This window comes from Labedella gwakjiensis (assembly GCF_003014675.1).
Taxonomy (GTDB): Bacteria; Actinomycetota; Actinomycetes; order Actinomycetales; family Microbacteriaceae; genus Labedella; species Labedella gwakjiensis.
On the sequence record NZ_PYAU01000001.1, the window covers coordinates 3,624,673 to 3,650,565 of the forward strand.

Annotated in this window: 23 protein-coding genes and 1 tRNA gene; 2 read left to right on the top strand and 22 right to left on the bottom strand. The window is 68.4% G+C overall.

Translation table 11 applies throughout. The features are described 5' to 3' along the window. The first annotated feature begins 1 nt into the window (after window position 1). Window positions 2–1,099: a GNAT family N-acetyltransferase gene (locus CLV49_RS17085; RefSeq protein ID WP_106564616.1), complete on the top strand. Its 1,098-nt coding sequence runs from the start codon at window positions 2–4 to the stop codon at window positions 1,097–1,099. Here the strand turns inward: CLV49_RS17085 and mutM are convergent. The 9 genes from mutM to CLV49_RS17130 all read right to left on the bottom strand — a co-directional run bounded on the left by mutM (window position 1,089) and on the right by CLV49_RS17130 (window position 10,814). Continuing rightward, entirely contained in the window at window positions 1,089–1,982 is an 894-nt protein-coding gene (gene mutM, locus CLV49_RS17090; protein WP_106564617.1) for a bifunctional DNA-formamidopyrimidine glycosylase/DNA-(apurinic or apyrimidinic site) lyase, read from the bottom strand. The genes CLV49_RS17085 and mutM overlap by 11 nt on opposite strands. 12 nt (window positions 1,983–1,994) lie before the next feature. Further along, entirely contained in the window at window positions 1,995–2,690 is a 696-nt protein-coding gene (gene rnc, locus CLV49_RS17095; RefSeq protein WP_106564618.1) for a ribonuclease III, read from the bottom strand. A gap of 46 nt (window positions 2,691–2,736) precedes the next feature. Beyond that, window positions 2,737–2,940: a 50S ribosomal protein L32 gene (gene rpmF / locus CLV49_RS17100; protein ID WP_106564619.1), complete on the bottom strand. Its 204-nt coding sequence runs from the start codon at window positions 2,938–2,940 to the stop codon at window positions 2,737–2,739. Window positions 2,941–2,943: 3 nt separating this feature from the next. Continuing rightward, window positions 2,944–3,438 carry a YceD family protein gene (locus CLV49_RS17105; RefSeq protein WP_106565191.1) on the bottom strand — a complete coding sequence of 165 codons (495 nt, stop codon included), beginning with the start codon at window positions 3,436–3,438 and terminating at the stop codon, window positions 2,944–2,946. Between the two features lie 93 nt (window positions 3,439–3,531). Further along, window positions 3,532–5,826 carry a transglutaminase TgpA family protein gene (locus CLV49_RS17110; protein WP_106564620.1) on the bottom strand — a complete coding sequence of 765 codons (2,295 nt, stop codon included), beginning with the start codon at window positions 5,824–5,826 and terminating at the stop codon, window positions 3,532–3,534. Beyond that, complete coding sequence (locus CLV49_RS17115) at window positions 5,823–7,085, bottom strand: DUF58 domain-containing protein (RefSeq protein ID WP_106564621.1); 1,263 nt, start codon at window positions 7,083–7,085, stop codon at window positions 5,823–5,825. The genes CLV49_RS17110 and CLV49_RS17115 overlap by 4 nt, the downstream gene beginning before the upstream one ends. 1 nt (window position 7,086) lies before the next feature. Next, window positions 7,087–8,109 (bottom strand): AAA family ATPase, encoded by a 1,023-nt coding sequence (locus CLV49_RS17120; RefSeq protein WP_106564622.1) that lies wholly within the window; start codon window positions 8,107–8,109, stop codon window positions 7,087–7,089. Then, the gene (gene coaD / locus CLV49_RS17125) at window positions 8,106–8,591 is read right to left on the bottom strand and encodes a pantetheine-phosphate adenylyltransferase (protein WP_106564623.1); all 486 of its coding nucleotides are present in this window, start codon (window positions 8,589–8,591) and stop codon (window positions 8,106–8,108) included. The genes CLV49_RS17120 and coaD overlap by 4 nt, the downstream gene beginning before the upstream one ends. Before the next feature lie 51 nt (window positions 8,592–8,642). Then, window positions 8,643–10,814: an ATP-dependent DNA helicase RecG gene (locus CLV49_RS17130; protein WP_106564624.1), complete on the bottom strand. Its 2,172-nt coding sequence runs from the start codon at window positions 10,812–10,814 to the stop codon at window positions 8,643–8,645. Between the two features lie 69 nt (window positions 10,815–10,883). Between CLV49_RS17130 and rsmD the strand changes: the two genes are divergently transcribed. Further along, window positions 10,884–11,498 (top strand): 16S rRNA (guanine(966)-N(2))-methyltransferase RsmD, encoded by a 615-nt coding sequence (gene rsmD, locus CLV49_RS17135; protein ID WP_106564625.1) that lies wholly within the window; start codon window positions 10,884–10,886, stop codon window positions 11,496–11,498. Here rsmD and thiL read toward each other — a convergent pair. The 13 genes from thiL to CLV49_RS17200 form a co-directional block, all read right to left on the bottom strand. After that, window positions 11,495–12,481: a thiamine-phosphate kinase gene (thiL, locus tag CLV49_RS17140; RefSeq protein ID WP_106564626.1), complete on the bottom strand. Its 987-nt coding sequence runs from the start codon at window positions 12,479–12,481 to the stop codon at window positions 11,495–11,497. The two genes, rsmD and thiL, sit on opposite strands and share 4 nt — an antisense overlap. Next, entirely contained in the window at window positions 12,481–13,578 is a 1,098-nt protein-coding gene (locus tag CLV49_RS17145) for a D-alanine--D-alanine ligase family protein (protein WP_106564627.1), read from the bottom strand. Before CLV49_RS17145 ends, thiL begins: the two co-directional genes overlap by 1 nt. Continuing rightward, window positions 13,481–14,602, bottom strand: coding sequence for an NAD(P)H-dependent glycerol-3-phosphate dehydrogenase (locus CLV49_RS17150; protein ID WP_243696516.1), 1,122 nt, complete (start codon window positions 14,600–14,602; stop codon window positions 13,481–13,483). Before CLV49_RS17150 ends, CLV49_RS17145 begins: the two co-directional genes overlap by 98 nt. Beyond that, window positions 14,599–15,387, bottom strand: coding sequence for a lysophospholipid acyltransferase family protein (locus tag CLV49_RS17155; RefSeq protein ID WP_243696515.1), 789 nt, complete (start codon window positions 15,385–15,387; stop codon window positions 14,599–14,601). The genes CLV49_RS17150 and CLV49_RS17155 overlap by 4 nt, the downstream gene beginning before the upstream one ends. Before the next feature lie 89 nt (window positions 15,388–15,476). Continuing rightward, window positions 15,477–16,079: a 3-isopropylmalate dehydratase small subunit gene (gene leuD / locus CLV49_RS17160; RefSeq protein WP_106564629.1), complete on the bottom strand. Its 603-nt coding sequence runs from the start codon at window positions 16,077–16,079 to the stop codon at window positions 15,477–15,479. Window positions 16,080–16,082: 3 nt separating this feature from the next. Beyond that, the gene (gene leuC / locus CLV49_RS17165) at window positions 16,083–17,573 is read right to left on the bottom strand and encodes a 3-isopropylmalate dehydratase large subunit (RefSeq protein ID WP_106564630.1); all 1,491 of its coding nucleotides are present in this window, start codon (window positions 17,571–17,573) and stop codon (window positions 16,083–16,085) included. 131 nt (window positions 17,574–17,704) lie between these two features. Next, on the bottom strand, window positions 17,705–18,793 hold the full coding sequence (locus tag CLV49_RS17170; RefSeq protein ID WP_243696514.1) for a TerC/Alx family metal homeostasis membrane protein: 1,089 nt from the start codon (window positions 18,791–18,793) through the stop codon (window positions 17,705–17,707). 152 nt (window positions 18,794–18,945) lie between these two features. Next, window positions 18,946–20,637 (bottom strand): dipeptide ABC transporter ATP-binding protein, encoded by a 1,692-nt coding sequence (locus CLV49_RS17175; RefSeq protein WP_106564632.1) that lies wholly within the window; start codon window positions 20,635–20,637, stop codon window positions 18,946–18,948. Further along, entirely contained in the window at window positions 20,634–21,665 is a 1,032-nt protein-coding gene (locus CLV49_RS17180; RefSeq protein WP_106564633.1) for an ABC transporter permease, read from the bottom strand. Before CLV49_RS17180 ends, CLV49_RS17175 begins: the two co-directional genes overlap by 4 nt. 1 nt (window position 21,666) lies before the next feature. Continuing rightward, on the bottom strand, window positions 21,667–22,767 hold the full coding sequence (locus CLV49_RS17185) for an ABC transporter permease (RefSeq protein ID WP_106564634.1): 1,101 nt from the start codon (window positions 22,765–22,767) through the stop codon (window positions 21,667–21,669). A 95-nt stretch (window positions 22,768–22,862) separates the two neighbouring features. Next, the gene (locus CLV49_RS17190; protein WP_106564635.1) at window positions 22,863–24,488 is read right to left on the bottom strand and encodes an ABC transporter substrate-binding protein; all 1,626 of its coding nucleotides are present in this window, start codon (window positions 24,486–24,488) and stop codon (window positions 22,863–22,865) included. A gap of 303 nt (window positions 24,489–24,791) precedes the next feature. After that, window positions 24,792–24,864, bottom strand: a tRNA-Glu gene (locus tag CLV49_RS17195). 52 nt (window positions 24,865–24,916) lie between these two features. Further along, window positions 24,917–25,834 (bottom strand): YegS/Rv2252/BmrU family lipid kinase, encoded by a 918-nt coding sequence (locus tag CLV49_RS17200; RefSeq protein ID WP_106564636.1) that lies wholly within the window; start codon window positions 25,832–25,834, stop codon window positions 24,917–24,919. Between the last annotated feature and the right edge of the window lie 59 nt (window positions 25,835–25,893).

The following is a 25,893-nucleotide window of genomic DNA, read 5'->3' on the forward strand; positions in this document are numbered from 1 at the left end:
CATGGCCGAGAGGGTCGAACTGGACGAGGCGATCATCCCGGCGTCTCTCGAGGGACCGGGTGCCGAGGACTTCCGCGAGATGGTCGAGGTGCGCAACGCGATAGAGGCCGAGGCCATCGGCTCCGACGAGTTCTCGCCGACGGCCGAAGAGCTGCTCCCGGCATGGCGGAACACGGTCGACGAGCCCAAGCGACTCCTCCTCGCTCGAACGGACGGGAGGATCGTCGGCCGAGGAGTCATCGAGCTTCCCGTCGAGACCGGCTCCCCCACCGCCTTCGTCTCCGTGGAGGTCTTGCCCGACTATCGCGACGCCGGCATCGGCACAGCCCTTCTCGAGCGACTCGAAAGATGGGCGGCCGAGGCCGACCGGACCGTTCTGAAGGCGTTCGTCGCCCACGGACCGTTCCGCGGCGGGCCGGAGCTCCGGCCGCCGACGGGTTTCGGCGCTGTTGCCGCGAACGCGCCGGAGGTCCGCTTCGCGACGGCACGGGGATACCGGCTCGAGCAGATCGAGCGGATGTCCCGACTCGACGTCGGCGAGACCGCGCCTCTGCTCGTCTCAGCGAGGGACGACGCCTCTCGTCGGGCCGAGGGTTACTCCCTGCACACCGCGGCGGGGCCCGTCCCCGAGTCCTGGCTGAACGACATGGTCGACCTCCAGCAGCGGATGTCGACAGATGCTCCGGTCGCCGGAATGGATCTCGACGAGGAGATCTGGGATGCCGCTCGAGTCCGGCGGATGGAGAGGGACCGTCAGGACGGTGGCCGCCTCGGCCTGACGACCGTCGCTCGGCACGACGCCAGCGGGCGACTCGTCGCGTTCACGGAGCTGCTCGTCCCCGCCGATCGCCGCCGACCCGTCGTCCAGGAGTCGACGCTCGTCGTTCGAGAACACCGCGGACGTCGCCTCGGCATGCTCGTGAAGGCGGCGAACCTCATCGCCCTGCGTGACGTCTCACCCGCATCGCGCGTCGTGACCACCTTCAACGCCGAAGAGAATCGGCCGATGCTCGACGTCAACGAAGCCCTCGGTTTCCGCCCCGTCGGCGCCGAGGGTGGGTGGCGGAAGGATCTCCGCGCCACCGCCCTCACCCCGTGAGGACCTGGCAGACCGGGCAGTAGTGGCTCGAGCGGTTCGCGAAGGCGACGCGGACGATGCTCGTACCGCAGCGCGCACAGGGCTTGCCCTGACGCCCGTAGGCGTTCAGGCTGTGGGCGAAGTAGCCGGCCTGTCCATTGACGTTGACGTATTGCGCGTCGAAACTCGTCCCACCCTCGACGAGCGCCTTCCGGAGCACCGAGCGAACCTCCTCGAGGATCCGCTCCACGTCGTCGTCGTCGAGCGATGCGCCGGGTTGTTCCGGTGCCGTCATCGCGGCCCACAGGGCCTCGTCGGCGTAGATGTTGCCGATCCCGCTGATCACGGTCTGATCGAGGAGCAGCCGCTTCACTCCGCTTCGGCTCGCCCTGATACGCGCAGCCACGCGCTCGTGATCGAGGAACGGGTCGAGAGCGTCGCGGGCGATGTGGGCGACCCGCTCGGGGATGAGCGGCTCGGCCGTGCCCTCGCCCGCGTGCCCGGCGGGCCGTGCGTCCGCGGTGATCACGAGGGGATCGATCGCGAGCCCCCCGAAGATGCGTTGATCCGCGAAGTTCACGACCAGCTCGCCGTGGTCGGGGTTCTCGAGCGACAGGGCGACGCGTGTGAAGCGATCCGTCTCGCCCGGGCGGCGCAGCAGCATCTGCCCGCTCATCCCGAGGTGAGCGGTGAGGGCACGGCCGTCGTCGAGGGGGAACCACAGGAATTTGCCGCGACGCACGGCCGCGGTGATCGTGCGCCCGGCGAGGTCCTCCTCGAAGACCGTGCCGAGATGCCGTCGGAGCGAACGGCGGTCGAGGACGTCGACGCCGGTCACGGCGGCCCCTGTCACGGCGGCCTCGAGGCCGGAGCGGACCACTTCGACTTCAGGGAGTTCGGGCATCGGGTCCGACGATCACCGAGAGGACCGGGCGTCGAGCTCGGTCCATGCGGAGAGCGCGGCCGCCATCTCCGCGTGCTTCTTGCTCGTCCCGGTACCCTCCGCCGTCACGAGCGTGCCGACGGACACCCGCGCGACGAAGGTCCGCGAGTGGTCGGGTCCAGAAGCGGAGACCGTGTAGGTCGGGGCAGGTCCGCCGAGGGCAGCTGCGGCTTCCTGCAGGCTCGTCTTGGGGTCCATGGTGGCCCCGAATCGGTCGATCTCGCCGATGAGCGGTGAGACGAGGCGCAGCACGAGGTCCTTCGCGACCTCGGGTCCACTGTCGAGGAAGACGGCGCCGAACAGCGCTTCCGTCGTGTCCGCGAGGATCGAGGACTTGTCGCGGCCTCCGGTGAGTTCCTCGCCGCGACCGAGCCGGATGTGCTCGCCGAGCCCGATCCGGCGTGCGACGACAGCGAGTGCGACCGTCGAGACGACGCTCGCGCGCATCTTGGCGAGGGACCCTTCCGGCAGATCCGGGTTGTCGCGGTAGAGCTTCTCCGTCACGGCGAGGCCGAGCACGGAGTCGCCGAGGAACTCGAGCCGCTCGTTGTGAGGGACGCCGCCGTGCTCGTAGGCGAACGAGCGATGGGTCAGCGCGAGCTCGAGCAGTTCGGGACTGATGGGCACGCCAAGAGCCACGATGAGCGAATCATGCTCATCGTGGCTCATGGGAAGACGTGTCGACGGCGAGCCCTCATCGGGCTCCATGTCGGAATCAGACGTCGGCGACCTTGCGGCCCTTGTACTCGAGGAAGAGCGGGGTGCCCGCGGAGTCCTCGACGACCTTGGCACGGTGCGGCAGGCTGTACGTGACCTTGCCGTTCTCGACCGTCTTCACGAGCGTGGGGACCTCAGCCTTCCACTGCGAACGACGAGCGTGCGTGTTGGCACGGGATTGTTTCCGCTTCGGAACAGCCATGATTCAACCTTCTTCTTTGTCTTCCGTGCCCGATCCTGCGGCACCTGGTCTGGGGGCGAACTCCGCGAGCGCAGCCCACCGAGGATCGGAGGCTTCACGGGATTCCGGGTCCGGCCGACTCTCCATTCGCTCGCCGGTCTCGGGGTCGAGACCGGGGCAATCGGGAGTGCATACCGGTTGAAACGGCAGTGACAAAACCACTGCATCTCTGACGAGAGGTTCAAGATCGACGTGGTCGTTGAGAACCTCGTACTCAGACGCTTCCGATCCAGAGTACGCGAAAAGCTCCTGAAACTCGACTTCGACAGGCTGGGACATCTCACGAAGGCACCGACCGCACTCACCATCGGCCGTCGTGTCGATCTCCGCGGTCACGAGGATGCCCTCGTGCACCGACTCCAGCCGGATCTCCGCGTGCAGCTGTGTGCCCTCCTTGACGGCGACGAGCCCCTCTCCCAGCTGATCGGGGACGGGGAAATCGTAGGAGTGCTCGCGCATCTCACCGGGACGCCCCTCGAGGTCCCTCACTCCGACCGTGTACGGCGTCTTCTTCAGTCCAGTCACCGGGAGATTCTATCCTCGCCCCGACCCCTAGGTGTCCCGATGGGCCTGGACCGGTCGTGCACGGGCGCCCAGCATGGGGCTCAGCACCGAGGCGGGGGCGATCGCCGCCCGCGCACGCCGAGAGCGGGAGGCCACCTGTCCGAGTGCCCCGACGACTCTCACGGCGTCGTCTCGACGCGCGACGATCATCCCCTCATCCGTCCTGGCCCCCGGTCCCGCGTACCGCTCCGCCTCGGTCGAGGCGAGGAGACGGCCGAGGGCCTCCCGTGCCGTCACGTCGTCCCGGAGGATCCCCTCGAGTCGCGAGGCGAGGTCGCGCTCTGAATCGGCCTCGCCGAGCGGGTAGCCGAGGTCGGCGACCGAATCCACCAGATCGTCCCAGACGGGGAGCACGGTGGATCCGATCGTCGCCGCCGCCCATCGCCGACGGCGCCGCATGAGACGGATGGCACCGGGTGAGAGGACCAGGAGGAGTACGAGGACGAGCAGCACCGAACCGACAGCCGTCGTCTGCGCAGCCGAGACGTCGCGCGCACTCCCGGCAGACGAGGCATCGGGATCTGTCGATGCGGACGGAGTGGGTGTCGCCGACGGCGTCCTCGTCGCGGACCCATCCGGCACGTCGTCCTCGTCGGGAGCCTCGCTCGTCTGGAGCGCATACGACGGGACGACGCCACGACCGGGGGTCGGCTCGAAGGGCACCCACCCCACCCCGGCGAAGTACAGCTCCGGCCATGCGTGCAGGTCGTCGCTTCCCACACGGTAGGCGACGAAACCGTCGTCGTCCGAACCGACGCGATCGCCCGGCAGGTAGCCGAGGGAGACGCGTGAGGGGATCCCGGCCATGCGGGTCAGGATGGCCATGGCTGAGGCGAAATGCACGCAGTAGCCGCTGCGCTCCTCGAGGAAGTCGGCGATTGCGTCGAAACCGTCGCCGTCGTAGCCGTCCTGCACCGGTGTCGACACCGAATAGCGGAACTCGGTCCGGAAGAACTGCTGGATCGCGTAGGCGGCGTCGTAGCCGTTCGCGGTCCCGGCCGTCACCTCGTCGAACACCGACTGGAGCGTGTCCGGGACCTCGTCGGGAAGATCGAGGAACGGCGTCACGTCGTCCGGGTACTCCGCTGGAGCGTTCCGCAGCTGATCGGCCGTCGGCTCGATGACCAGGGAGGTCACCGAGTACTCCTGGTCCTCGACCGTCGCGGTCGGGCTCGACAGCGTCAGCCCCTCCGTGTCCCACTGCCACTGGCCCGACAGCCCGTCGACGGCGACGGACGGGAAGGGCACGGGGAGGAGATCGCCGACGAGGCCGGTGATCTCGACGTTCGCCGTGGCCTCCTCCCTCGCGATTTCGCCGTCGAGGCCGGGCACCGTCAGGCGCTCTCCGTCGGCCTGCGCCGCCGTGGCGTGTTCACCGCTCGAGGTCCACTGCGTGCCCTCGAACCGATCGAGCGTGAGCAGCCGAAGGTATTGGGCGGAGGTCGACGTGGTCTGGTACTGGAGGTGCGGTGTGTTCCCCGGCCTCTGGAGGTCCCGTCCGAGATCGGCGAGCTCGCTCACTCCGGAACCGAAGGCCGATTCGCCGTCCGGCTCGATGAGGCTGCGGGTGGAGAAGGTGGGCACGAGGGTCGCGGCGACCACCGTCACGGCGACAGCCGCGGCACCCACCATGAGGGCGGCCGACCGGGCGGAGCTGGAACCCGCCGCCACCGCGGGTCGGCGGCCGTCGAATCGGAGCACGACGAGGAAGACCACGGCCACGATCGCGTACGCGACGAGGTCGATACTGCCGGTGAAGATGGACGGCGGGACGAGCATCCCGATTGCGAGGACACCCGTGAGTGCGGGCGAGCGGAGCGACATTCCGACCACGTCGGCGAGGACGGCGATCGCGCCGAGTCCGACTGCGAGAAGGAACTGCAGGGCGGTGATGGGCTCGACGGGCACGCTCTGGACATACAGTGATCGGCCCGCCTCGACGGCGAGATCACGGAAGGCCGAGATCGTCTCCGGTGTGGGGATGACGCCGAGGATGGCGGACCCGGGGGCGTAGACGATGACCAGGCCGAGGAGCCAGACTCCCCCGCCCACGAGCGTCCCGACCCAGGAACGACCACCGACGGACCTGACGATTCCTGCCGGGACGAGGACGGCGGCGATGGCTCCGATGGCCGTCAGCCACCAATCCATCCCTTGGATCACGGCGCCGAGCGGAAGGAGCGACGTCGCGAGAAGGGCGCCGATCGCGAGCACCGTCGTCCACTGACGCCCGCGCGGCTGCGCGTCGTCGACCGGCGCGACACTCGGATCGGCGGCGGTCATCGTGGGCCCCCGACAGCAGAATCCAACAGGACCGTGTCGTTCCAGATCTCCGGGACCGCTCGCTCCGGATCGAGGGCGCCCGTGACCCATCCGGCGCCTCGCAGGACCGCTGCTCCCCCGTCTACCGTGGGGAGGAAGGCGATCGCGGGATCGGCCAGACGGGCGAGCGGGCCGAGACGACGGGTCGTCGTCACACCGCCGTCACCCAGGACCGCGACGACGGGCACCGGTGCACCCGCCCGATCGAGGACGTCGCGCGTGACGACGGCGATGTCGGGAGTATCGTCGTCCGGGCGAATCGGCGCGACCACGGCGAGCCGCTTCAAGACGTCGGCGGACTGCGAGGGTTCGAACCTCCGTGCCGCGTCGGTGTCGCGCGGCACGGACTCGACGAGGGTCAGTCTGAAACCCGCCGCGAGCGTGTGCACGGCGATCGACGCGGCCATCTCGACCATGTGTTCGAACATCCCGGGATCGATCCGCGGACCGTCGACGCGCTCCCCGGTGTCCAGGACGAGGATGACGGCGGGGTCGACCTCCTGCTCCTCTTGCCGCACCATCAACTCGCCGCGACGCGCCGTCGCACGCCAGTGGATGCGTCGCATGGGGTCGCCGGCGCGGTATTCGCGTGCGATGAGTTCGTCGACGCGGGGATGGCTCGACATCCGGTGTTCGTGGCGGGCACCCTCTCCGCTCGCCTGGATCAGCTCGGACGGGACGAGCGGGAAGACGCGTGGTGTGACCACGACATCACTGCGTCCCGTCGACGACCTCTCCGCGGACACGAGACCGAAGGGATCCTCCCTGGTGACGACGAGCGGGCCGAGCACGAATTCGCCGCGCCGTCGAGGACGCACCCGGTAGGTGGCGCGGACCGAACCGCCGACACTCGCCGATGTGAGGACGTGGGCGTCCCCCATCGGCGGCCGGCCGAACGACTCCGGCACGACGTCCCTCCACCGACTGATCGATGAATCCCACGTGTCTGTCCGGACGTCGAGGACCACAGCGGCGTCCTCACCCACCGAGAGGATGTCGGAGGACAGTCGTCGGGAGACGACCAGTCCCGCTCGACGGGCGACGACGAACACGGTGCTCACGATGAGCAGGGTCAGGAGAAAGACGGCGACGATGAAACCCTCGCGACGATCGAAGACGGCCGCGGCGATCAGGACGACGACGGCGACGACGGCGACGGCCCAGCCCCTGCGAGTGGGTCGGAAGGGCGGCCGTCGTCGGAACCACCGGCGCACGGGCATGTCAGGTCCGGGGGACGACGGAGGGAACGGGCGTCGCCGCGACGATGTCGTCGAGGAGGGCCGACAGGAAGGCGTCGCTGTCCCCCGTGTGCCCCAGAGCCTTGTTGGTGGCCACCAGGCGGTGACCCAGAACGGGGACGACGAGTCGGTCGACATGATCGGGCAGGACGAACTCGTAGCCCTCGATCACCGCGAGGGCCCTGGCTGCCCGCACGAGCTGCAGCGTGGACCGCGGACTCGCCCCGAGACGGAGGTCTGGATGGGCGCGCGTCGCCCGCGCGAGCGCGACCGCGTAGTGCGTGACGGCCGGGGACACGTATGTCGCCGTGACCGTCTCGATCACGCGGACGAGCTGATCATTCGTGACGACCGGGCCGATGGCGTCGAGGGGGTTCGAGGTCTCGCGGCGCGTCAGGATGGCCACCTCGGCATCGGCCGACGGGTACCCCATCGAGATCCGCGCCATGAAACGATCGCGCTGGGCCTCGGGCAGCGCGTAGGTGCCCTCCATCTCGATCGGGTTCTGTGTGGCGACGACGGTGAACGGACGGGCGAGAGGATAGGTGGTTCCGTCGACCGTGACCTGGCGTTCCTCCATGCTCTCGAGGAGCGCGGACTGCGTTTTCGGGGACGCCCTGTTGATCTCGTCTCCGATGACGATGTTCGCGAAGATCGGTCCGGGCGAGAACTCGAACCGGCGCTCGACCTGGTTGTAGACGGACACGCCCGTGACGTCCGACGGAAGCAGATCGGGGGTGAACTGGATGCGGTTGACCTTCGAGCCGACCGATGTCCCGAGCGTGCGCGCGAGCATCGTCTTGCCCACGCCAGGGACGTCCTCGAGGAGGAGGTGGCCCCCGGCGAGCACGACGGTGAGCGCCATCCGGACCGCGTCCGTCTTCCCGGAGATCACGCTCTCGACGTTCGCGATGATGCGTCGAGTGAGGTCGTGCGCCTCGTCGAACGTGAGGTCTCCTGACTCCTCGCCTCGCCGATCGGACCGCTGCGCCGTGGTGTCGGTCATGCGCGCTGGATCCTCTCGGCGACAGCGTGCGGCACATAGGGTGAGACGTCGCCCCCGAGTGCTGCGACCTGCCGGACGAGTGAACTGGAGACGTGGCCGTGGGCCGGGTCCGGGAGGAGGAAGACCGTCTCGACTCCGGCGAGCTTGCGGTTGACGATCGCCATGGGCGTCTCGTAGGCGACGTCGACCTGCGAACGGATGCCCTTGACGAGGACATGCGCTCCGACGTCGGTGCAGTAGTCGACGAGCAGTCCCATGCTCCACGAGGCGACGACGATATGTCCGTCGAATCCCGCGTCGGCGATCGACCGTTCGAGGAGAGACACCCGCTCGTTGATCGGAAGCATCGCCTCCTTGCCGGGATTGTGCACGACGACGACGTGGACCTCGTCCCAGAGACCCGCCGCACGCTCGATGACATCGAGATGGCCGAGGGTGACGGGGTCGAAGGAGCCGGGAATCACGGCGATCCGGTGAACCATTGAGCCAGCATATCCGGCGCACAGGGAGCCTGGCCGGTCCCCCACAGATTCTCAGTTCTTCGCGAGGGCCGCGCGCGTCTGTTCGTCGAGGCGCCGATCGAGGGCGGCGCGGAGGGCTGGCTGGGCGGACAGATCGGGATCGGTCCGCAGGACCTCGAGGGCGAACCCCCTGGCCCGTTCGATCACGTCGGAGTCGGAGACGACCCGCAGCAGCTTGAGCTGGGATCGTCCACCCGACTGCGCACTGCCCAGAACGTCGCCTTCCCGACGGAGCTCGAGGTCCACCTGAGCGAGCTCGAATCCGTCGAGCGTCGCGGCGACGGCCTCCACACGATCGCGCGCGATGGTCTCCTCCGGAGCGGACGTGACGAGCAGGCACAGGCCCGGCAGACCTCCACGACCGACGCGGCCTCTCAGCTGGTGCAGCTGCGAGACGCCGAACCTGTCGGCGTCGAGCACGACCATCATCGACGCCCCGGGAACGTCGACGCCGACCTCGATGACGGTCGTGGCCACGAGCACGTCGATCCGCGCGTCCGCGAACCCGCGCATGACCCGGTCCTTCTCGTCCGATGCCATCCGCCCGTGGAGCGGCTCGATGACCCGCCCGGCGAGGGCCGGATGGGCGCGGAGTTCGGCGAGCACGCCGCTCACGGTCGAGAGCGGCGGCCTCGTGTTCTCGTCATCGTCGGGAGGAGCATCCGAACCGTCGTCGGAGGCGATCTGTTCGCCCGGTTCGATCGCCGGGCACACGACGAAGGCCTGCCGCCCCGCTTCGAGCTCCTCGGACAACCGCTCCCATGCCCGCCGGATCCACAGGGGCTTCTCCGCGAGCGGAACCACGAAGGACTCGATCGGCTGACGCCCGGAGGGCAGCTGTCGGAGTGCGCTCACGTCGAGGTCTCCGAACACCGTCATGGCGACGGTACGCGGGATGGGCGTGGCCGTGAGCACGAGGACGTGAGGCGGAACCGCTCCCTTGCGTCGGAGCGCCTCGCGCTGTTCCACACCGAAGCGGTGCTGCTCGTCGACGACGACCAGTCCGAGGTCGTAGAACTCGACGCCGCTCGACAGCAGTGCGTGCGTGCCCACGACGATCCGCGCTTGGCCGCTCACGATGCGCAGCAACGCACGGCGGCGCTCGGCCGTGGACAGCTGACCGGTGAGGAGGACCGGAGCGAGCTCCGCCGCGAGATCGGGGCCGAGGGACGCGACGATCGACCGCAGGTGCTGCGCAGCGAGCACCTCCGTCGGGGCGAGGAGGGCCGACTGACCGCCCGACTCCGCGACGGCGAGCATCGCACGGAGGGCGACGAGGGTCTTCCCTGAACCGACCTCGCCCTGCACGAGGCGGTTCATGGGGATGCCGGACGCGAGCTCGTCGGCGATCTCCTGTCCGACGTGCCGCTGGTCGTCGGTGAGCTCGAACGGGAGGGCGGCGTCGAGCCGTTCGAGCAGCCCGCCGGGCGCGGCGGCACGTTCCGTGGCGTGTTCGGCCCGCTCGGAGAGACGCCGCTGAAGGAGACCGGCCTGGAGGACGAAGGCCTCGTGGAAGCGCAGGGTCTCCCTCGCACGCTTCCAATCGGGGTCGTCGGCCGGCCGGTGGATGCGCTCCAGCGCGTCTCGGAAGCCGAGGATCCGTTCCTCCACCGCCACGTCGGCCGGGACGGGGTCGTCGATCGCTCCGAGTCCGTCGAGGACGAGCGCGATCGACTTCTGGATCACCCAGCTCGTGACCGCAGCCGTCGCGGGGTAGATCGGAAGCGGCGTCTCTGCCCAGACCTTCGGCGAGATCCCGGTCGGGGCGTCGGGCTCGAACAGTTCGTACGTGGGATGAGCCAGCTGGTTGTGCCCCTTGTACGAGCTGATCTTGCCGGCGAATACACCGGCGCGTCCGGGTTTCAGCTCGTTGGCACGCCATGACTGGTTGAAGAACGTGAGTGTGAGAGCGCCGTTGCCGTCCGAGATGAGGACCTCGAGAAGGGAGCCGCGTCGGGCGCGCATGGGACGCTCGTTGACCTCCACGACCTGCGCGACGATCGTGACGTTCTCGTCCATCGGCAGTTCGGACAGCACGGTGAGATCGCCGCGCCGTGCATACCGACGAGGGTAGTGGGCCAGGAGATCGCCGACGGAGCGGAACCCGAAGCCACGCTCGAACACGCCGGCGGTCTTGGCCCCGAGAACACGATCGAGTCGATCATCGAGTCCGAGAGCCGTCATGACCCGATTCTACGGCGCACCCCCGACACTGCGGCCGGCTCACGGTGCGTCGCCCGGTACGCTCGAGGAGTGACGAGGATCATCGCCGGACGCGCCCGATCGGTCCGTCTCTCCGTCCCGTCCGTCGGGACACGGCCGACCAGCGAGCGCGTGCGAGAGGCGTTGTTCTCCACGCTCGACGCATGGGACGCGATCTCCGGCGCCCACGTCCTCGATCTGTACGCCGGGTCGGGGGCCCTGGGCCTCGAAGCCGCCTCGCGCGGCGCCTCGTCCGTCGTGCTCGTGGAACGCAACGCGAAAGCGGCAGGCCTGTGCCGGACAAACGCCGCAGCTGTGCAGCGCGCGCTGGGTCCGCGTCCGACGCCGATCGACGTGTCCACGCGCTCGGTTCGCGCTCACCTCACGACGGCCACTCCACCCGTCGACCTGGTGCTCGTGGATCCGCCGTACGACGTCTCCGAGCAGGACATCGCCGACGATCTCGCGGCGATCGCGCGGCTGCTCTCCGCCGGCGGCGTGATCGTCGTCGAACGCAGCTCCCGCTCCCCCGAGCCCACATGGCCCACCGGCATCGAGGCGATCAGGAAACGCGCGTACGGCGAGACGACGCTGTGGTTCGCCGAGTCTCCGGCTCCGGAATCCGACGAAGCCGAAAGATCCGAGACGAGCCGCGCCAGCGACTAGCCGCGGCCGCCGTCCCAACCGGCGTACGGGTCCCAGCCGGCGACGTCGACCGGTTGAGCGTCGCACGTGACCGCCGCGACCGGCGACGCGACGACCGTGCCGACACGCCGGAACCCTCCGGGGAGCGCAGTCCCGGGAGGGAACGTCGCGAACAGCGAGTGGTCCTCTCCCCCGCCCAGCGCCCGAGCCACGTCCGGGCCGAGCGTGGCTGAGTCGAAGTCGATACCCACTCCGCTCGCGGCCGCGACGCGCGCAGCGTCCTTCGCGAGACCGTCGGACAGGTCGAGCATCGCGGTCGCGCCGGCGACGGCCGCGAGCACGCCGTCCGCGATCGGTGGTGACGGGGTCAATTGGGCGGCCAGGCGCTCAGCCTCCGTCTCCCGCAGACGCGCAGCACGCGCTGCATCCGGTCGACCGTCCTCGTCGACCGCATCACGGAAAAGGAGGCTGAGGCCATCCGCGGCGTTCCCGAGCGCACCCGAGACGGCGACGACGTCGCCGACCTTCGCGCCGGAACGGACCACGGGCGCACGCCCCTCGAGGTCGCCGAAGGCCGTGACGGCGATCGTGAAGGTGTCCGAGACGGAGAGGTCGCCCCCGACGACCCCGCAATCGGGGCTGAGCTGCTCGATCGCGGCCGAAACCCCTCGCGCGAACTCTTCGAGTGAGACGACAGGCATGTCGGACGTCACGGCGAGAGCGATCACGAGGGCCGTCGGCCGTGCGCCCATCGCCGCGACGTCCGAGAGGTTCGTCGCCGCTGCCTTCCAACCGAGCTCCCACGGCGACGACCATGCGAGCCGGAAGTCGGGACCATGGACCATGAGGTCCGTCGTCACGACGAAACGACCATCAGGCGCCGAGACGACCGCCGCGTCGTCTCCCGGGCCGAGCGTCGCAGACGACGACGGGGACAGCAGAGGCAGAATGCGCGCAAGGATCGCGCCCTCTGTCTCATCGGAGACGGTGGGGCGGGAGGGCATCAGCGCGGACCGCGGGCCACCGCGAGCTCGAGCAGTTCCGTGATGAGGTCTGGATAGGCCAGCCCGCTCGCCAACCAGCACTTCGGGAACATCGAGATCGGCGTGAAACCCGGAAGGGTGTTGAGTTCGTTCACGACGAAACCGTCCTCCGTGAGGAAGAAGTCCACACGAGCGAGCCCCTCGGCGCCGACGGCGTCGAAGACCGCGGACGCGATCCTGCTCATCTCCGTCAGCTCGGACTCCGTCATGTCCGCAGGACACACGAGGTCGATACCGGGGGCGTCGAGGTACTTCGCCTCGAAGTCGTAGAAGCCGCGGCCCGAGACGACGATCTCCCCCGCGACGGAGGTACGGGGCGGCGCACCGTCTCGCCCCTCGAGCACGGCGATCTCGACCTCCCGTCCGACGACGGTCGACTCGATGAGGACGCGATCATCGTGGGTCAGGGCCTCGGCGATCGCCGTGTCGAGCGAGCCCGGTTCCTCCACCTTGGCCACGCCGACGCTCGAGCCCGCACGGGCCGGCTTGACGAAGACCGGGTAGCCGAGCGCGTCCGCGCCTCGGTGCGCCGCACCCGGGTCGGCCCGGAATCCGACGGCCGAGACGGTCACCCAGGGGGCCACCGCGATCCCGGCGTGCTGGAGGACGGTCTTCGTGAAGTGCTTGTCCATCGAGACCGATGACGCGAGCACTCCCGAACCGACGTAGGGCAGACCGACGAGTTCGAACAGCCCCTGCACCGTGCCGTCCTCGCCGTATCGCCCGTGCAGGATCGGGAAGACGACGTCGATCACGCCGAGAGACGACACCGCGCCGTCGACCGACGTCACCGAGAGTTCGCGTGACGTCGCGTTCTCTGGCCACATCACGCGCGAGCCGTTGTCCACGACCTCCGGCAGCCGCTCGGGATCGAGGGCGAACTTCGCGGGGTCGTCCTCCTCGAGGACGAAGGCGCCTCCCCTGGTGATCCCGATCGGCACGACCTCGAAGAGGTCGCGGTCAATCGCCGAGAGCACTCCGCCCGCCGTTGCGCAGCTGATCGAATGCTCGCTTGAACGCCCGCCGAAGAGAACCGCCACTCGTCGCTTCACTGTCATCGCCTGTCCTCTCGCCCTGGGGCTCGTCACTGTCTGTCGTCAAATGGGGCGCGATGTCGCGCGGATCGAGAGTTCCATCGAGCACCTGCTTGACCTGCTGCACGATCGGCATCTCCACGCCGATCTCGCGAGCGAGCTCGAGCACCGGGGCGACCGAAGCGAGGCCCTCCGCCGTCTGCTGCATCTGCTTCACGACGGCCTGGAAGCTGTACCCCTGGCCGAGGAGTCGACCAGCGGTGTTGTTGCGGGAGAGCGGCGACTGACACGTCGCGATCAGGTCGCCGAGACCGGCGAGGCCGGAGAGCGTCTCTGCCTTCGCCCCCCGAGCCACGGCGAAATCGGTCATCTCGACCAGGCCTCTCGTGATGATCGAGGCCTTCGTGTTCTCTCCGTAGCCCACACCGTCGACGATGCCGATAGCGACAGCGATGAGGTTCTTCAGCACGCCGCCGAACTCGGTGCCGATCACATCCGTGTTCACGAACGAGCGGAAGTACCGATTACGGGCGAGCATGGCGACGCTCTGGGCCGTCTCGAGGCGGCTCGACGAGATCACGGCGGCGGTCGGTTGCTCACGAGCGATCTCGAGGGCGAGGTTCGGTCCGGAGGCCACGGCGACACGGTCGGGATCGATGCCGAGGCTCTCGACGATGACCTCGCTCATCCGAAGGCCCGAGCCCTTCTCCACGCCCTTCATGAGGGAGACGACGACGGCGCCGGGGGCGAGCAGGGGCCGCACCGCTTCGAGATTGTCGCGCAGCGTCTGGCTGGGAACCGCGACGAACACATGGCTCGCCCCGGCCAACGCCGCCTTCAGATCCGACGTGGCCGAAAGGCCGACCGGGAGGGTGATCCCCGGGAGGTAGTCGCTGTTGCGGTGGGTCCGCGATATCTCAGCGGCGATCTCGGGCCGGCGGGCCCACATGGTCACCGACGCACCGCCGTCCGCGAGGATCTTGCCGAACGTGGTGCCCCAACTGCCGGTGCCGAGCACCGCGACCTTCGCCTGTTGTCGTCGACTCAAAATCGTCCTGTCTCGGTCTGTCCGCGCTCGGTCGGGTCCCAACGGGAGTCCGGGGCCGTCTCGCCGCGCAGCTCCTCGAGCTCGTGCGTCACCGCCGCCATGACCACCTCGGTCGCCGCCGCGAGCGTCTGCCCGTCGAGCGGCTTGCCCTGGAAAGCAGACAGGTCGACGGCGTCCCCGAAGCGGACACGGATGGTCTTCGGAGGGAAGAAGTCGATCTTCTTCGAATACCGCGCCATGAGGTTCTGGGTTCCCCAATGCGCCACCGGGTAGATCGGGATTCCGTGCTGCAACGCGAGTCGTACCGCCCCCGTCTTGCCGCGCATCGGCCACATCGCGGGGTCGCGGGTGAGCGTGCCCTCCGGATAGACGACGAGGACCTGTTCCTTCTCCGCCACCTGGACAGCGGCGGCCATGGGATCGCTGCCGCGGGTCGCGCCCGCTCGCTCGACCGGGATCTGACCGGAGGACCGAAGCATCCAACCGAGTACCTTCACGCGGAAGAGTGACGACTTCGCGAGGAAGCGCGGCGCACGACCGAGCTTCCAGATCGCGAGCCCGACGACGACGGGATCGATCTCCGAGTAGTGGTTCGGTGCCACGATGGCCGGGCCGAAGCGCGGCAGCTTGTGGCCGTTCTCGATGCGGATGACCATCATCGCCCTGCTGAGCGGCAGCGCGACGCCGGCGAGGAACCAGAAGAAGGAGGGCCGGGACTTCTCCGGATTCGATCGCCTCTCGGCTTTCGTCCGGCGGCCACGCCGACCCGATGAACTCACAGACACCGGACCATTATCTCCCGCTGTCGTTCCCACGACCGTGCGACCGGCCCGGCGGCGCCGGAACCGGTCGCGCACGGTCGTACGCTCGCGGCTCAGAGGCTCCGCGCCGGGATCGTCGTCGGACGCCATCCGGCCCGCGTCTGCTCGAAGCGCGTGATGGCCTCTTCGTTGCGCAGCGTGAGGCCGATGTCGTCGAGCCCCTCGATGAGTCGCCACCGCGTGTAGTCGTCCACCTGGAACGAGAACGTCTCGTCGCCGGCGACGATCGTGCGCTCGACGAGATCGACCGTGAGGCGCAGACCCGGTTGCGCGTCCATGATCGCCCAGATCCGTTCGACGTCGGCTTCCGCCACCTCAGCGGCGAGCAGTCCCTGCTTGCCGCTGTTGCCGCGGAAGATGTCGGCGAAGCGGGCGCTCACCACGACACGGAAGCCGTAGTCGCGGAGCGCCCAGACGGCGTGCTCGCGGCTCGACCCCGTGCCGAAGTCGGGGCCGGCGACGAGGACCTCGGCACCGGCGTACTGCGGCTGGTTGAGGACGAACTCCGGGTCCTGCCGCCAGCCGGCGAAGAGGGCGTCCTCGAAGCCGGTCTTCGTGACGCGCTTGAGGTAGACGGCGGGGATGATCTGGTCGGTGTCGACGTTCGACCGCTTGAGCGGCATCGCGACGGCCGTGACGGTCTCGAACTTCTGCATGGTCTACGCCTCCAGATCGGACGGGCTGGACAGGGTTCCGCGAACCGCCGTAGCGGCCGCGACGAGCGGAGAGACGAGGTGGGTACGGCCTCCCTTGCCCTGTCGCCCCTCGAAGTTCCTGTTGCTCGTCGATGCGCAGCGCTCCCCGGGGGCGAGCTGGTCCGGGTTCATCCCGAGACACATGGAGCACCCCGCGAACCGCCATTCCGCGCCGAAGTCGATGAACACCTTGTCGAGCCCCTCCGCCTCGGCCTCGAGGCGCACGCGGGCAGATCCGGGGACGACCATGACGCGGACGTGCTCGGCCTTCTTGCGGCCCTGGATGACCGATGCGAAGGCCCGGAGGTCCTCGATCCGGCTGTTCGTGCACGATCCCATGAACACCGCGTCGACGGGGATCTGCTTCATCGGCGTGCCGGCCTCGAGCGCCATGTACTCGAGCGCCCGCTCAGCGGCGGCGCGCTCGTTCGCGTCGGCGATGGCCTCGGGGTCCGGCACGGATTCGCTGAGCGACACACCCTGACCGGGGTTCGTCCCCCACGTCACGAACGGCTCGAGCTCGTCTGCATCGAGGAAGACCTCGGCGTCGAAGGTCGCGCCGTCGTCCGTCGGGAGCGTGCGCCAGTAGGCGACGGCCTCGTCCCAGTCGGCACCGGCCGGCGCGTGCGGTCGTCCCTTGAGGTACTCGAAGGTCGTGTCGTCCGGAGCGACCATGCCGGCGCGCGCGCCGGCCTCGATCGACATGTTGCAGATGGTCATGCGGCCCTCCATGGAGAGCTGCCGGATCGCGGATCCACGGTACTCGAGCACGTAGCCCTGTCCACCGCCCGTGCCGATCTTGGCGATGACCGCGAGGATGATGTCCTTCGCCGTGACGCCCGGCTTGAGCGTTCCGTCGACGTTGATCGCCATGGTCTTGAAGGGCTTGAGCGGGAGCGTCTGCGTGGCGAGCACGTGCTCCACCTCGCTCGTGCCGATGCCGAACGCCATCGCTCCGAAGGCGCCGTGGGTCGAGGTGTGCGAGTCGCCGCAGACGACGGTGATGCCGGGCATCGTGAGGCCGAGCTGCGGACCCACCACGTGCACGATTCCCTGCTCGACGTCGCCGAGCGAGTGCAGTCGCACGCCGAACTCCTCGGCATTGCGACGCAGGGTCTCGATCTGGGTACGGCTCGTCAGGTCGGCGATCGGCTTGTCGATAGCGAGCGTCGGCGTGTTGTGGTCCTCGGTCGCGATCGTCAGGTCGAGGCGTCGCACGGGCCGGTCGGCGAGGCGCAAGCCGTCGAACGCCTGGGGGCTCGTCACCTCGTGCACGAGGTGCAGGTCGATGTAGAGGAGGTCCGGCGTACCGTCCTCGCCCTTGACGACGAGGTGATCGCGCCAGATCTTCTCGGCGAGCGTCAGGGGCGAGCCGGACTGCCCGGACGCCTCCGTCGACCCGTCGGGATCCACGACGGAGGAGTTCACAGGTGTGCTCACGGGAACTGTTTTCATGGTTTCGGTCCTTCTTCGATCGGGTCCGGCCACAGCAACCTCCGCGACGAGGGAGGCCAGCTGATCAGGCCTCGTCGCGGCGACGAAGGAGGAGGGACCGATCGAGCAGCATCGTCACAGAATAGCACCCGTCACCGGGGCGATCCCCCGTCATCAGAGCGCGGAGCGTCCGGAGTCCTGTCGGATTCCGAGGCCTCGACGGCGGACTCCACGCGGTCCTTCTCGCCCTCCGGGTCGATGCCGTTGCGCTTCTCGTGGGCCGAGTGGAGCAGGCTCGCGACGGTCGCGACGGCCATAGACGCGACGATGACGATGAGCGACACCCACGTGCTGATCTCCGGGGCCCACTCGATGTGCTCGCCGCCGTTGATGAACGGCAGCTCGTTCTCGTGCATCGCGTGGAGGAAGAGCTTCACGCCGATGAAGGCGAGGATGAAGGCGATCCCGTAGTGCAGGTAGCGCAACCGGTCGAGGAGGCCGCCGAGCAGGAAGTAGAGCTGACGGAGTCCCATGAGCGCGAAGACGTTCGCCGTGAACACGATGAACGGGCTCTGGGTGATGCCGAAGATCGCGGGGATCGAGTCGATCGCGAAGATGAAGTCGGTGGTGCCGATGGCGATGAACACGACGATCATCGGGGTGAAGTAGCGCTTCCCGTTCACGGTCGTGCGGATCTTCGATCCGTCGAACTCGTCGTGCACGCCGAGCTTGCGACGCAGGAAGAGCGTGAATCGCGTCTCGCCGTCGTCGGCGTCGTCGTTGTCCGCGAACGCCTGCCGGTACGCCGTGATCAGCAGGAAGATGCCGAAGATGTAGAACACGAACGAGAAGTTCGCGATGATCTGCGCACCCAGGAGGATGAAGATCCCGCGCAGGACGAGCGCGATCACGATGCCCACCATGAGCACTTCCTGCTGGTACTTCCGGGGCACGGAGAAGCGCGCCATGATGATGACGAACACGAACAGGTTGTCGACGGACAGGCTGTACTCCGTGAGCCATCCCGCCAGGAACTGGCCGGCGTACTCGCCTCCCGCGAACGCCCACATGAGCCCGGCGAAGACGAGCGCGAGACTCACGTAGAAGACGACCCAGAGCGTCGCCTCCTTGAACGAGGGGATGTGGGGACGCTTGACCACGTAGAGCAAGTCGAACAGCAGGATCAGGCCGAGGGCGATGTACGACCCGATCTCGAACACCAGGGGAAGCTCGGGGTGCACTCTGTGCCTTTCGTGACGAGGGGCTGACCGACCGGACGATCGCGGATGTCGGCAGCAGCGGTCAAGTGTACAACCCCCTGAGGTGTCACGATCTGTCGTCATCCGACGAGGACGGTGACCGATCGTGACACCTCTGGGGGTCGAGGGCCCGGTCAGCCCGCGGCGCGTTCCGCCGCGATGATGCGGGCGAGGTCCTCGCGCCGCGTCCGTTGGGCGGCGGGGTCCGGGACCGGGAGCGAGGCGAGAAGGCGCCGAGTGTAGGGATCCGTCGGCGATCCGAGGACCTCCTCCCCCGTGCCCTCCTCCACGAGCCGCCCGCGGTACAGCACCGCGATCCGGTCGGAGAGGATGTCCACGACAGCCAGGTCGTGGCTGATGAACAGTGCCGCGAAGCCGAACTCGGCCTGGAGCTCCGCGAAGAGCTCCAGCACACGAGCCTGGACCGAGACGTCGAGCGCGCTCGTCGGCTCGTCGGCGACGAGCAGCTTCGGCTCGAGCGCGAGCGCTCGAGCGAGGCTGGCGCGCTGACGCTGTCCGCCCGACAGCTCGTGCGGGAACCGATCGCCGTAGGACCTCGGAAGCTGGACCGCCTCGAGGAGCTCATCGACCCGCTTCCGCGCCGCACGCTCGTCGAGGTCGGGCCGGTGCACCGCGAGGGGCTCCGACACCGCCTCGGCGATGGACAACAGCGGGTTGAAGCTCGACGCCGGGTCCTGGAACACGAACCCGATGTCCTTACGGACCGGCGCGAAGGTCCGCTCGCGGACCCCGTTCATCTCGATCCCGAGCACGCTGAGCGAACCGGAGGTGACCTGCGTGAGGCCGGCGATGGCCCGCCCGATCGTCGTCTTCCCCGATCCGGACTCCCCCACGAGGCCGACGACCTCGCCAGCGCCGATCGTGAGATCGACGCCGTCGACGGCCACGAAGCCGGGCCGACCGAAGCGACCGGGGTACTGGATGCGCAGGTCCTTCGCGACCACGATCGGGGCGGTACCCACCTCAGCGGGTACGCGCCGCTCGGCCGCCTCGAGCTTCTGCCCGATGCGGGGAACGGCCTCCAGGAGCCGCTTCGTGTACGGGTCCTTCGGCGACGAGAAGAGCGTCTGGACGTCCGCCTCCTCCACGAGCTCCCCCTGATACATGACGGCGACCCGGTCTGCGAGGTCCGCGACCACTCCCATGTTGTGGGTGATGAGCACGATCGATGCCCCGAACTCGTCACGGCATCGCCGCAGCAGGTCGAGGATCTCGGCCTGCACCGTGACGTCGAGAGCCGTCGTGGGCTCGTCCGCGACGATGAGGCCGGGATCGAGCACGAGGGCCATCGCGATGACGACGCGCTGCTTCTGCCCGCCCGAGAACTGATGCGGGTAGTAGTCGACGCGAGACTCGGGCTCGGGGATCCCCACGCGGCGGAGGATGTCGATCGCCTTCGCGCGTGCGGCCTTCCGCCCGAGCTTCGCGTCGTGGGCCCTGAGACCCTCGGCGATCTGCCAACCGACCGTGAAGACCGGATTGAGCGCGGTGGAGGGCTCCTGGAACACCATCGAGACGTCGGAACCCCGCAGACGACGGAGGGTCGCTCCGGAGACGGAGATGACGTCGTTCTCACTCGACCCGTCGCGACTCCGCAGGACGACCGCACCGGAGGATGTCGCCGTGTGCGGCAGCAGCCCGAGGATCGTCTTGGCGGTGACCGTCTTGCCCGAGCCGGACTCGCCGACGATGGCGAGGACCTCGCGCTGCCCGACCGTGAGGCTCACGCCGTCGACGGCCTTCACCGCCCCCGCATCGGTCGAGAACGAGATGTCGAGGTCGGAGATCGTCAATACGTCGGTCATGCTCGTCCGTCCGTTCCGTCGATGGTCGTGGGATCGATGCTGCCTCCCGGCACCACCGAGGTCTCGGCCACGGTGCCGGCGTCGGCCGACACGGACCGGCGTCCGCGGAGACGCGGGTCGGAGAGGTCGTTGAGGCTCTCGCCCACCAGGGTCACACCGAGCACCGTGAGCACGATCGCGATGCCCGGGGGCACAGCCGTCCACCAGATGCCGCTCGACACGTCCGCGATCGCGCGGTTGAGGTCGAAGCCCCACTCCGCGGCGGCCGTCGGCTCGATGCCGAAGCCGAGGAAGCCGAGACCCGCGAGGGTCAGGATCGCCTCTGACGCATTGAGGGTGAAGATGAGCGGGAGGGTGCGGGTCGCGTTCCGCAGCACGTGCCGGAACATGATGCGGCCGTTGCTGGCCCCGATCACACGAGCCGACTCGACGAAGGCCTCCGTCTTGATCCTCACCGTCTCCGCGCGGATCACGCGGAAGTACTGCGGGATGAAGACGACCGTGATCGAGATCGCCGCGGCGAAGATGCCGCCCCAGAGGCTCGAGCGCCCGCCGGAGATGACGATCGACATGACGATCGCGAGGAGCAGCGACGGGAACGCGTAGATCGCGTCGCACACCACCACGAGCACCCGATCGAGCCATCCACCGAAGTAGCCGGAGACGAGTCCGAGGAAGACACCGGCCACGATCGAGAGGGCGACGGCGATCACGACGACACCGAGGGCCGTCTGCGCGCCCCACACGACTCTCGAGAACACGTCGAAGCCGCTGACGGTGGTGCCGAGGAGGTGGGCGGCGCTCGGCGGCTGCTGGGTGCCGAAGCCGCCGTCGTCGTTCCGAGTCTGGCTGAAGCCGTACGGCGCGATGAGCGGGGCGAAGATGGCGGAGAGGACGAAGATCGCCGTGAGCACGAGGCCGGCGATGAGCATGAAGCGCTGGATGCCGACGCTCTGCCTCAGCTGCCGGATCACGGGCAGCCGGTCGACGAGCCGCCGCCGCGGCACCCGTTGGGTCGTTGCGGTCATGTCAGTACCTCACCCTCGGGTCGATGAGCGCCGCGATGATGTCGACGAGGAAGTTGGTCACGGCCACGATGACGGCGAGCAGGACGACGATCCCCTGCACGGCGACGAAGTCGCGCGCCTGGAGGTACTCGGACAGCTGGAACCCGAGTCCCTTCCACTCGAAGGTCGTCTCGGTGAGCACGGCTCCGCCGAGCAGGAGCGCGACCTGCAGGCCGATCACCGTGATGATGGGGATCAGAGCCGGTCGGTATGCGTGGGTGCGGACGAGTCGCAGCTCGCTCACTCCGCGCGAACGCGCAGCATCGACGTAGTCGGTACTGAGTGTCCCGATCATGTTCGTGCGCACGAGGCGGAGGAAGACACCGGCCGTGAGCAGGCCGAGGGCGAGCCCCGGCAGGACCGCGTGCGCGAGGACGTCGCCGATGACCTCGGCGTCACCCGTGCGGAACGCGTCCACGATGTAGAAACCGGAGCGTCCGTCGAGCAGAGCGAACTGCAGCTCGGAGGTCGTCGACGCGCGCCCGGAGACGGGCAGCCATTTCAGGGTCACCGCGAAGACGAGTTTCAGCAGCAGCCCGGCGAAGAAGACGGGCGTCGCGTAGAACAGGATCGCGAGGATGCGCAGGAAGGCGTCAGGGGTGCGGTCTCGGAAGTACGCCGCGACCATCCCCAGCGGGATGCCGACGACGAAGGCGACGAGAAGCGCGTAGAACGCGAGCTCCACTGTCGCCGCTCCATAGACGACGAGGACCTCGACGACCGGACGGTTGTCGGACAGCGTCGTTCCGAAGTTCCCGGTGAAGATCTGGCCGAGGTACTCGACGTACTGGACGAACAGCGGCCGATCGTATCCGGCGGCGGCCACCCGCTCGGCGAGCTGATCGGCTGTGAGACGGCCTCCGAGGGCCGCGGTGATCGGGTCGCCCGTCGTCCTCATGAGGAGGAACACGAGGGTGACGAGGATGAAGATCGTGGGGAAGATGAGCAGGAAGCGGATCAGGATGTAGCGCCCGAGATTCGAGCCGGCCTGTCGTGGCTTCCGCGGGGTCGCAGCCGGAGCCGGCGTCGTCGCCGGATCGTCGGTGCGGATTGTGGCGTTCAGAAGAAGACCTCCGGAGTGGGAACGTGGAGAGGCCGGGGTGACCGTGAACGGTCACCCCGGCCTCGTGGGTCGGATCGGCCGGTCGAGGCGGCGGATCAGCCCTTCGTGAGAGGGGCGAAGCGGAACTTGAACGACGCGTCGAGCGTCACTCCGCTGACGTCGGAACCGACGACGGCGACCTGTGCACCCTGCAGGTACGGGATCGTCGACAGGTCCTCCGCGACCTTCTGCTGGATCTCACCGATCACCGAGGCGCGCTCGTCGGGGTCGACGGTCGTGGCCTGCTGGAGGATGAGGTCGTTGACCTCGGGGTTGTCGTAGTGGTTGCCGAGGAAGTTCTCCGTGAGGAAGAACGGGGTGAGGTAGTTGTCGGCGTCCGAGTAGTCGGGGAACCACCCGAGCTGGTAGAGCGGGTAGACGTCGCTCGTCCGGTCCTTCGAGTACTGCACCCACTCGGTGGTCTGCAGGTTCACGGTGAACAGGCCGGACTCCTCGAGCTGCGACTTGATCGCGGCGTACTCGTCGCCGGAGGTGGGTCCGTAGTGGTCGTTCGAGTACTGGAGGTTCAGCTCGACGGGTCCGTCGATGCCGGCGTCGGCCAGTCGTGCGGCCGCCTTGTCGGCGTCCGGTCCGCCTTCGCCGTCGCCGTAGAGCTCCTTGAGGGGCTCGGTGGCGCCTGTCAGTCCCTCGGGGACGAACGAGTAGAGCGGGGTGTAGGTGCCCTTGTACGTATCCTCGGAGAGGGCGTCACGGTCGATGAGATCGGCGACGGCCTGGCGGACGGCGAGGGCCTTGGCCTCGTCGGCCTCCGGGGTCTGGGCGCCGAAGGGCTGCGTGTCGAAGTTGAAGACGATGTAGCGGATCTCGCCGCCCGGGCCGGTCTCGACGCTCACGTCGTCGTTGCCCTCGAGGTCGGCGATGTCGGTCGGCGAGAGGCTGCGGTGCGCGACGTCGATCTCGCCCTCCTGGATCGCGAGCTTGAGGTTCGAGGAGTCGGCGAAGTACTGGAGGACGACCTGCTCGTTCTCCGGAGCGCCGAGGACGCCCTGGTAGTCCGGGTTGGCCTTGAACGAGATGAGGTTGTTGAAGTCGTAGCTCTCGATCGTGTACTGGCCTGCGAACGCCTCACCGTCGACGATGTCGGAGTCGCTCGTGAGCTCGGTCGCCGAGAACACGTCCTCGTCCACGATCGGGCCGACGGGGCTCGAGAGGATCTGCGGGAAGACCTGGTCGTTCTCGCTCTTGAGGTTGAAGACGGCCGTGAGGTCGTCAGGCGTCTCGACGCTGTCGAGGTTGTAGAGCAGCGAAGACGGGCCGTTCTCATCGGCGATCGCGAGCTGGCGGTCGAACGTGAACTTCACGTCGGACGAGGTGAGCTCGTTGCCGTTCGCGAACGTGAGGCCCTCCTTGAGGGTCACCGTGTACTGGGTCGGCGAGGTGAATTCGGCGGACTCCGCGATGTCCGGCTCGACGTCGGGGCTGCCGTACGGGGTGTTCATGAGGAACGGGAACACCTGGTTCATGACCGCGAACGATCCGTTGTCGTACGAGCCGGCGGGGTCGAGGACCGTCACCTTGTCGGTCGTGCCGACGGTGATGGCGCTGGAGGAGGAGCCGCCGTCATTCGACCCGCCGGCGCAACCGGCGAGAACGAGGGCTGCGCCCGTTGCGGTTGCTGTGATGGTGAGGAGGCGCGCTCGACGCCTGGATGCGGATGTCATCTATCCGTCATTCCTTCCTGGTGGGGGATGGCGTGGGCGCGACAAGTCGCGGCGCACGCCGCTGTGATGTTCCAGGTCTAACACACATCGTTCTCTCAGCCACTGCCGGTGTGACCGTTCCCATCGGATTTAATCCGATCGCAACGTGGCACGGCGGCGGCAGAGTGCGAGGAGCGCGAGCGCGCTCCAGGGATGCAGAAGACCCCCCTCGACGCACGCATCGAGGGGGGTTTTCTGCTGTTGTTTCAATCCGACTACGTCACTCGAGATCTGACCCTTTCGGACGTTGATCGTGGTGACACGTGACCCCAGCGGGATTTGAACCCGCGCTGCCGCCGTGAGAGGGCGGTGTCCTAGGCCGCTAAACGATGGGGCCGGAAAACAACGAGATTGAGTATGACACACCGTTCGGAGTGAGCCAAATCGGCTCAGATCAGCACCCGCAGAGCTCGTTCTTCGAGCGAGATCCGCACCGGCAGAGGACCGATCCGCTCGCCGTCGGCGTAGGCGACGATCGTCTCCTCCGCGTCGATCGTGATGACGGACCCCGAGAGGAAGGAGACGACGTCGAGCTCCGTGTGACGACCCGCGAAGACCCGCGGGAACAGGCGGAGGAACCGCAGCCGGCTCACCGGAGCGACGACGAGCGCGTCCAGCCGACCGTCCTCGGCGGACGCGAACGGGACGATGCGCATCCCGCCTCCGATCGATCCGAGGTTGGCGACAGCGAGGAGGACGGAGTCGAGCTCATACGCGCGCCCATCGACGGTGACCCGATACCGTCGCGCGCGGAGCCGGAGGAGTTCTAGGAGGAGAGCGACGGTGTAGCGCTGCGGCCCTCTCGGAAATCTGAGAGCGTTCGCGCGCTCGTTCACGAGGGCATCGAAGCCTGCTGACACGGCGCACAGGAATCGCCGCCGCTCCCCCGCTCCTCCGCCGAGGGATTCGATCACGCCGACGTCGATGAGGCGACCTCCCCCCGCGAGCGCGTCCACCACGCGACGGCACGCCGCAGCTGGATCATCGATCGGCACGCCGAGCTCACGGGCAGCGTCGTTCCCGGTCCCTGCCGGCACGATGCCGAGGGGCGTCCCGGTACCGGCCAGGACGTCGACGGCGAGATTGACCACACCGTCACCGCCGACCACCACGACGGCGTCGACGGCCGACGCGACGGCGTCACCCAGGCGCGAGCGCAGCTCGCCCTCGTCCACAGCCGCGATGACCCGGACGTCGACGCCCGCGGAACGCAGGGTGTCGACGACCGCGGACCCGACCCGTCGACTCGCTCCCCCGGCCGCAGCCGGGTTCACGGCGACGGCGATGGTACGACTACTTGTGGACACGAGCGAAATTATCGCACCGGCGGCGCGTTCCCCTTGCCGCCCGAGGTTCCGCCCGCTTG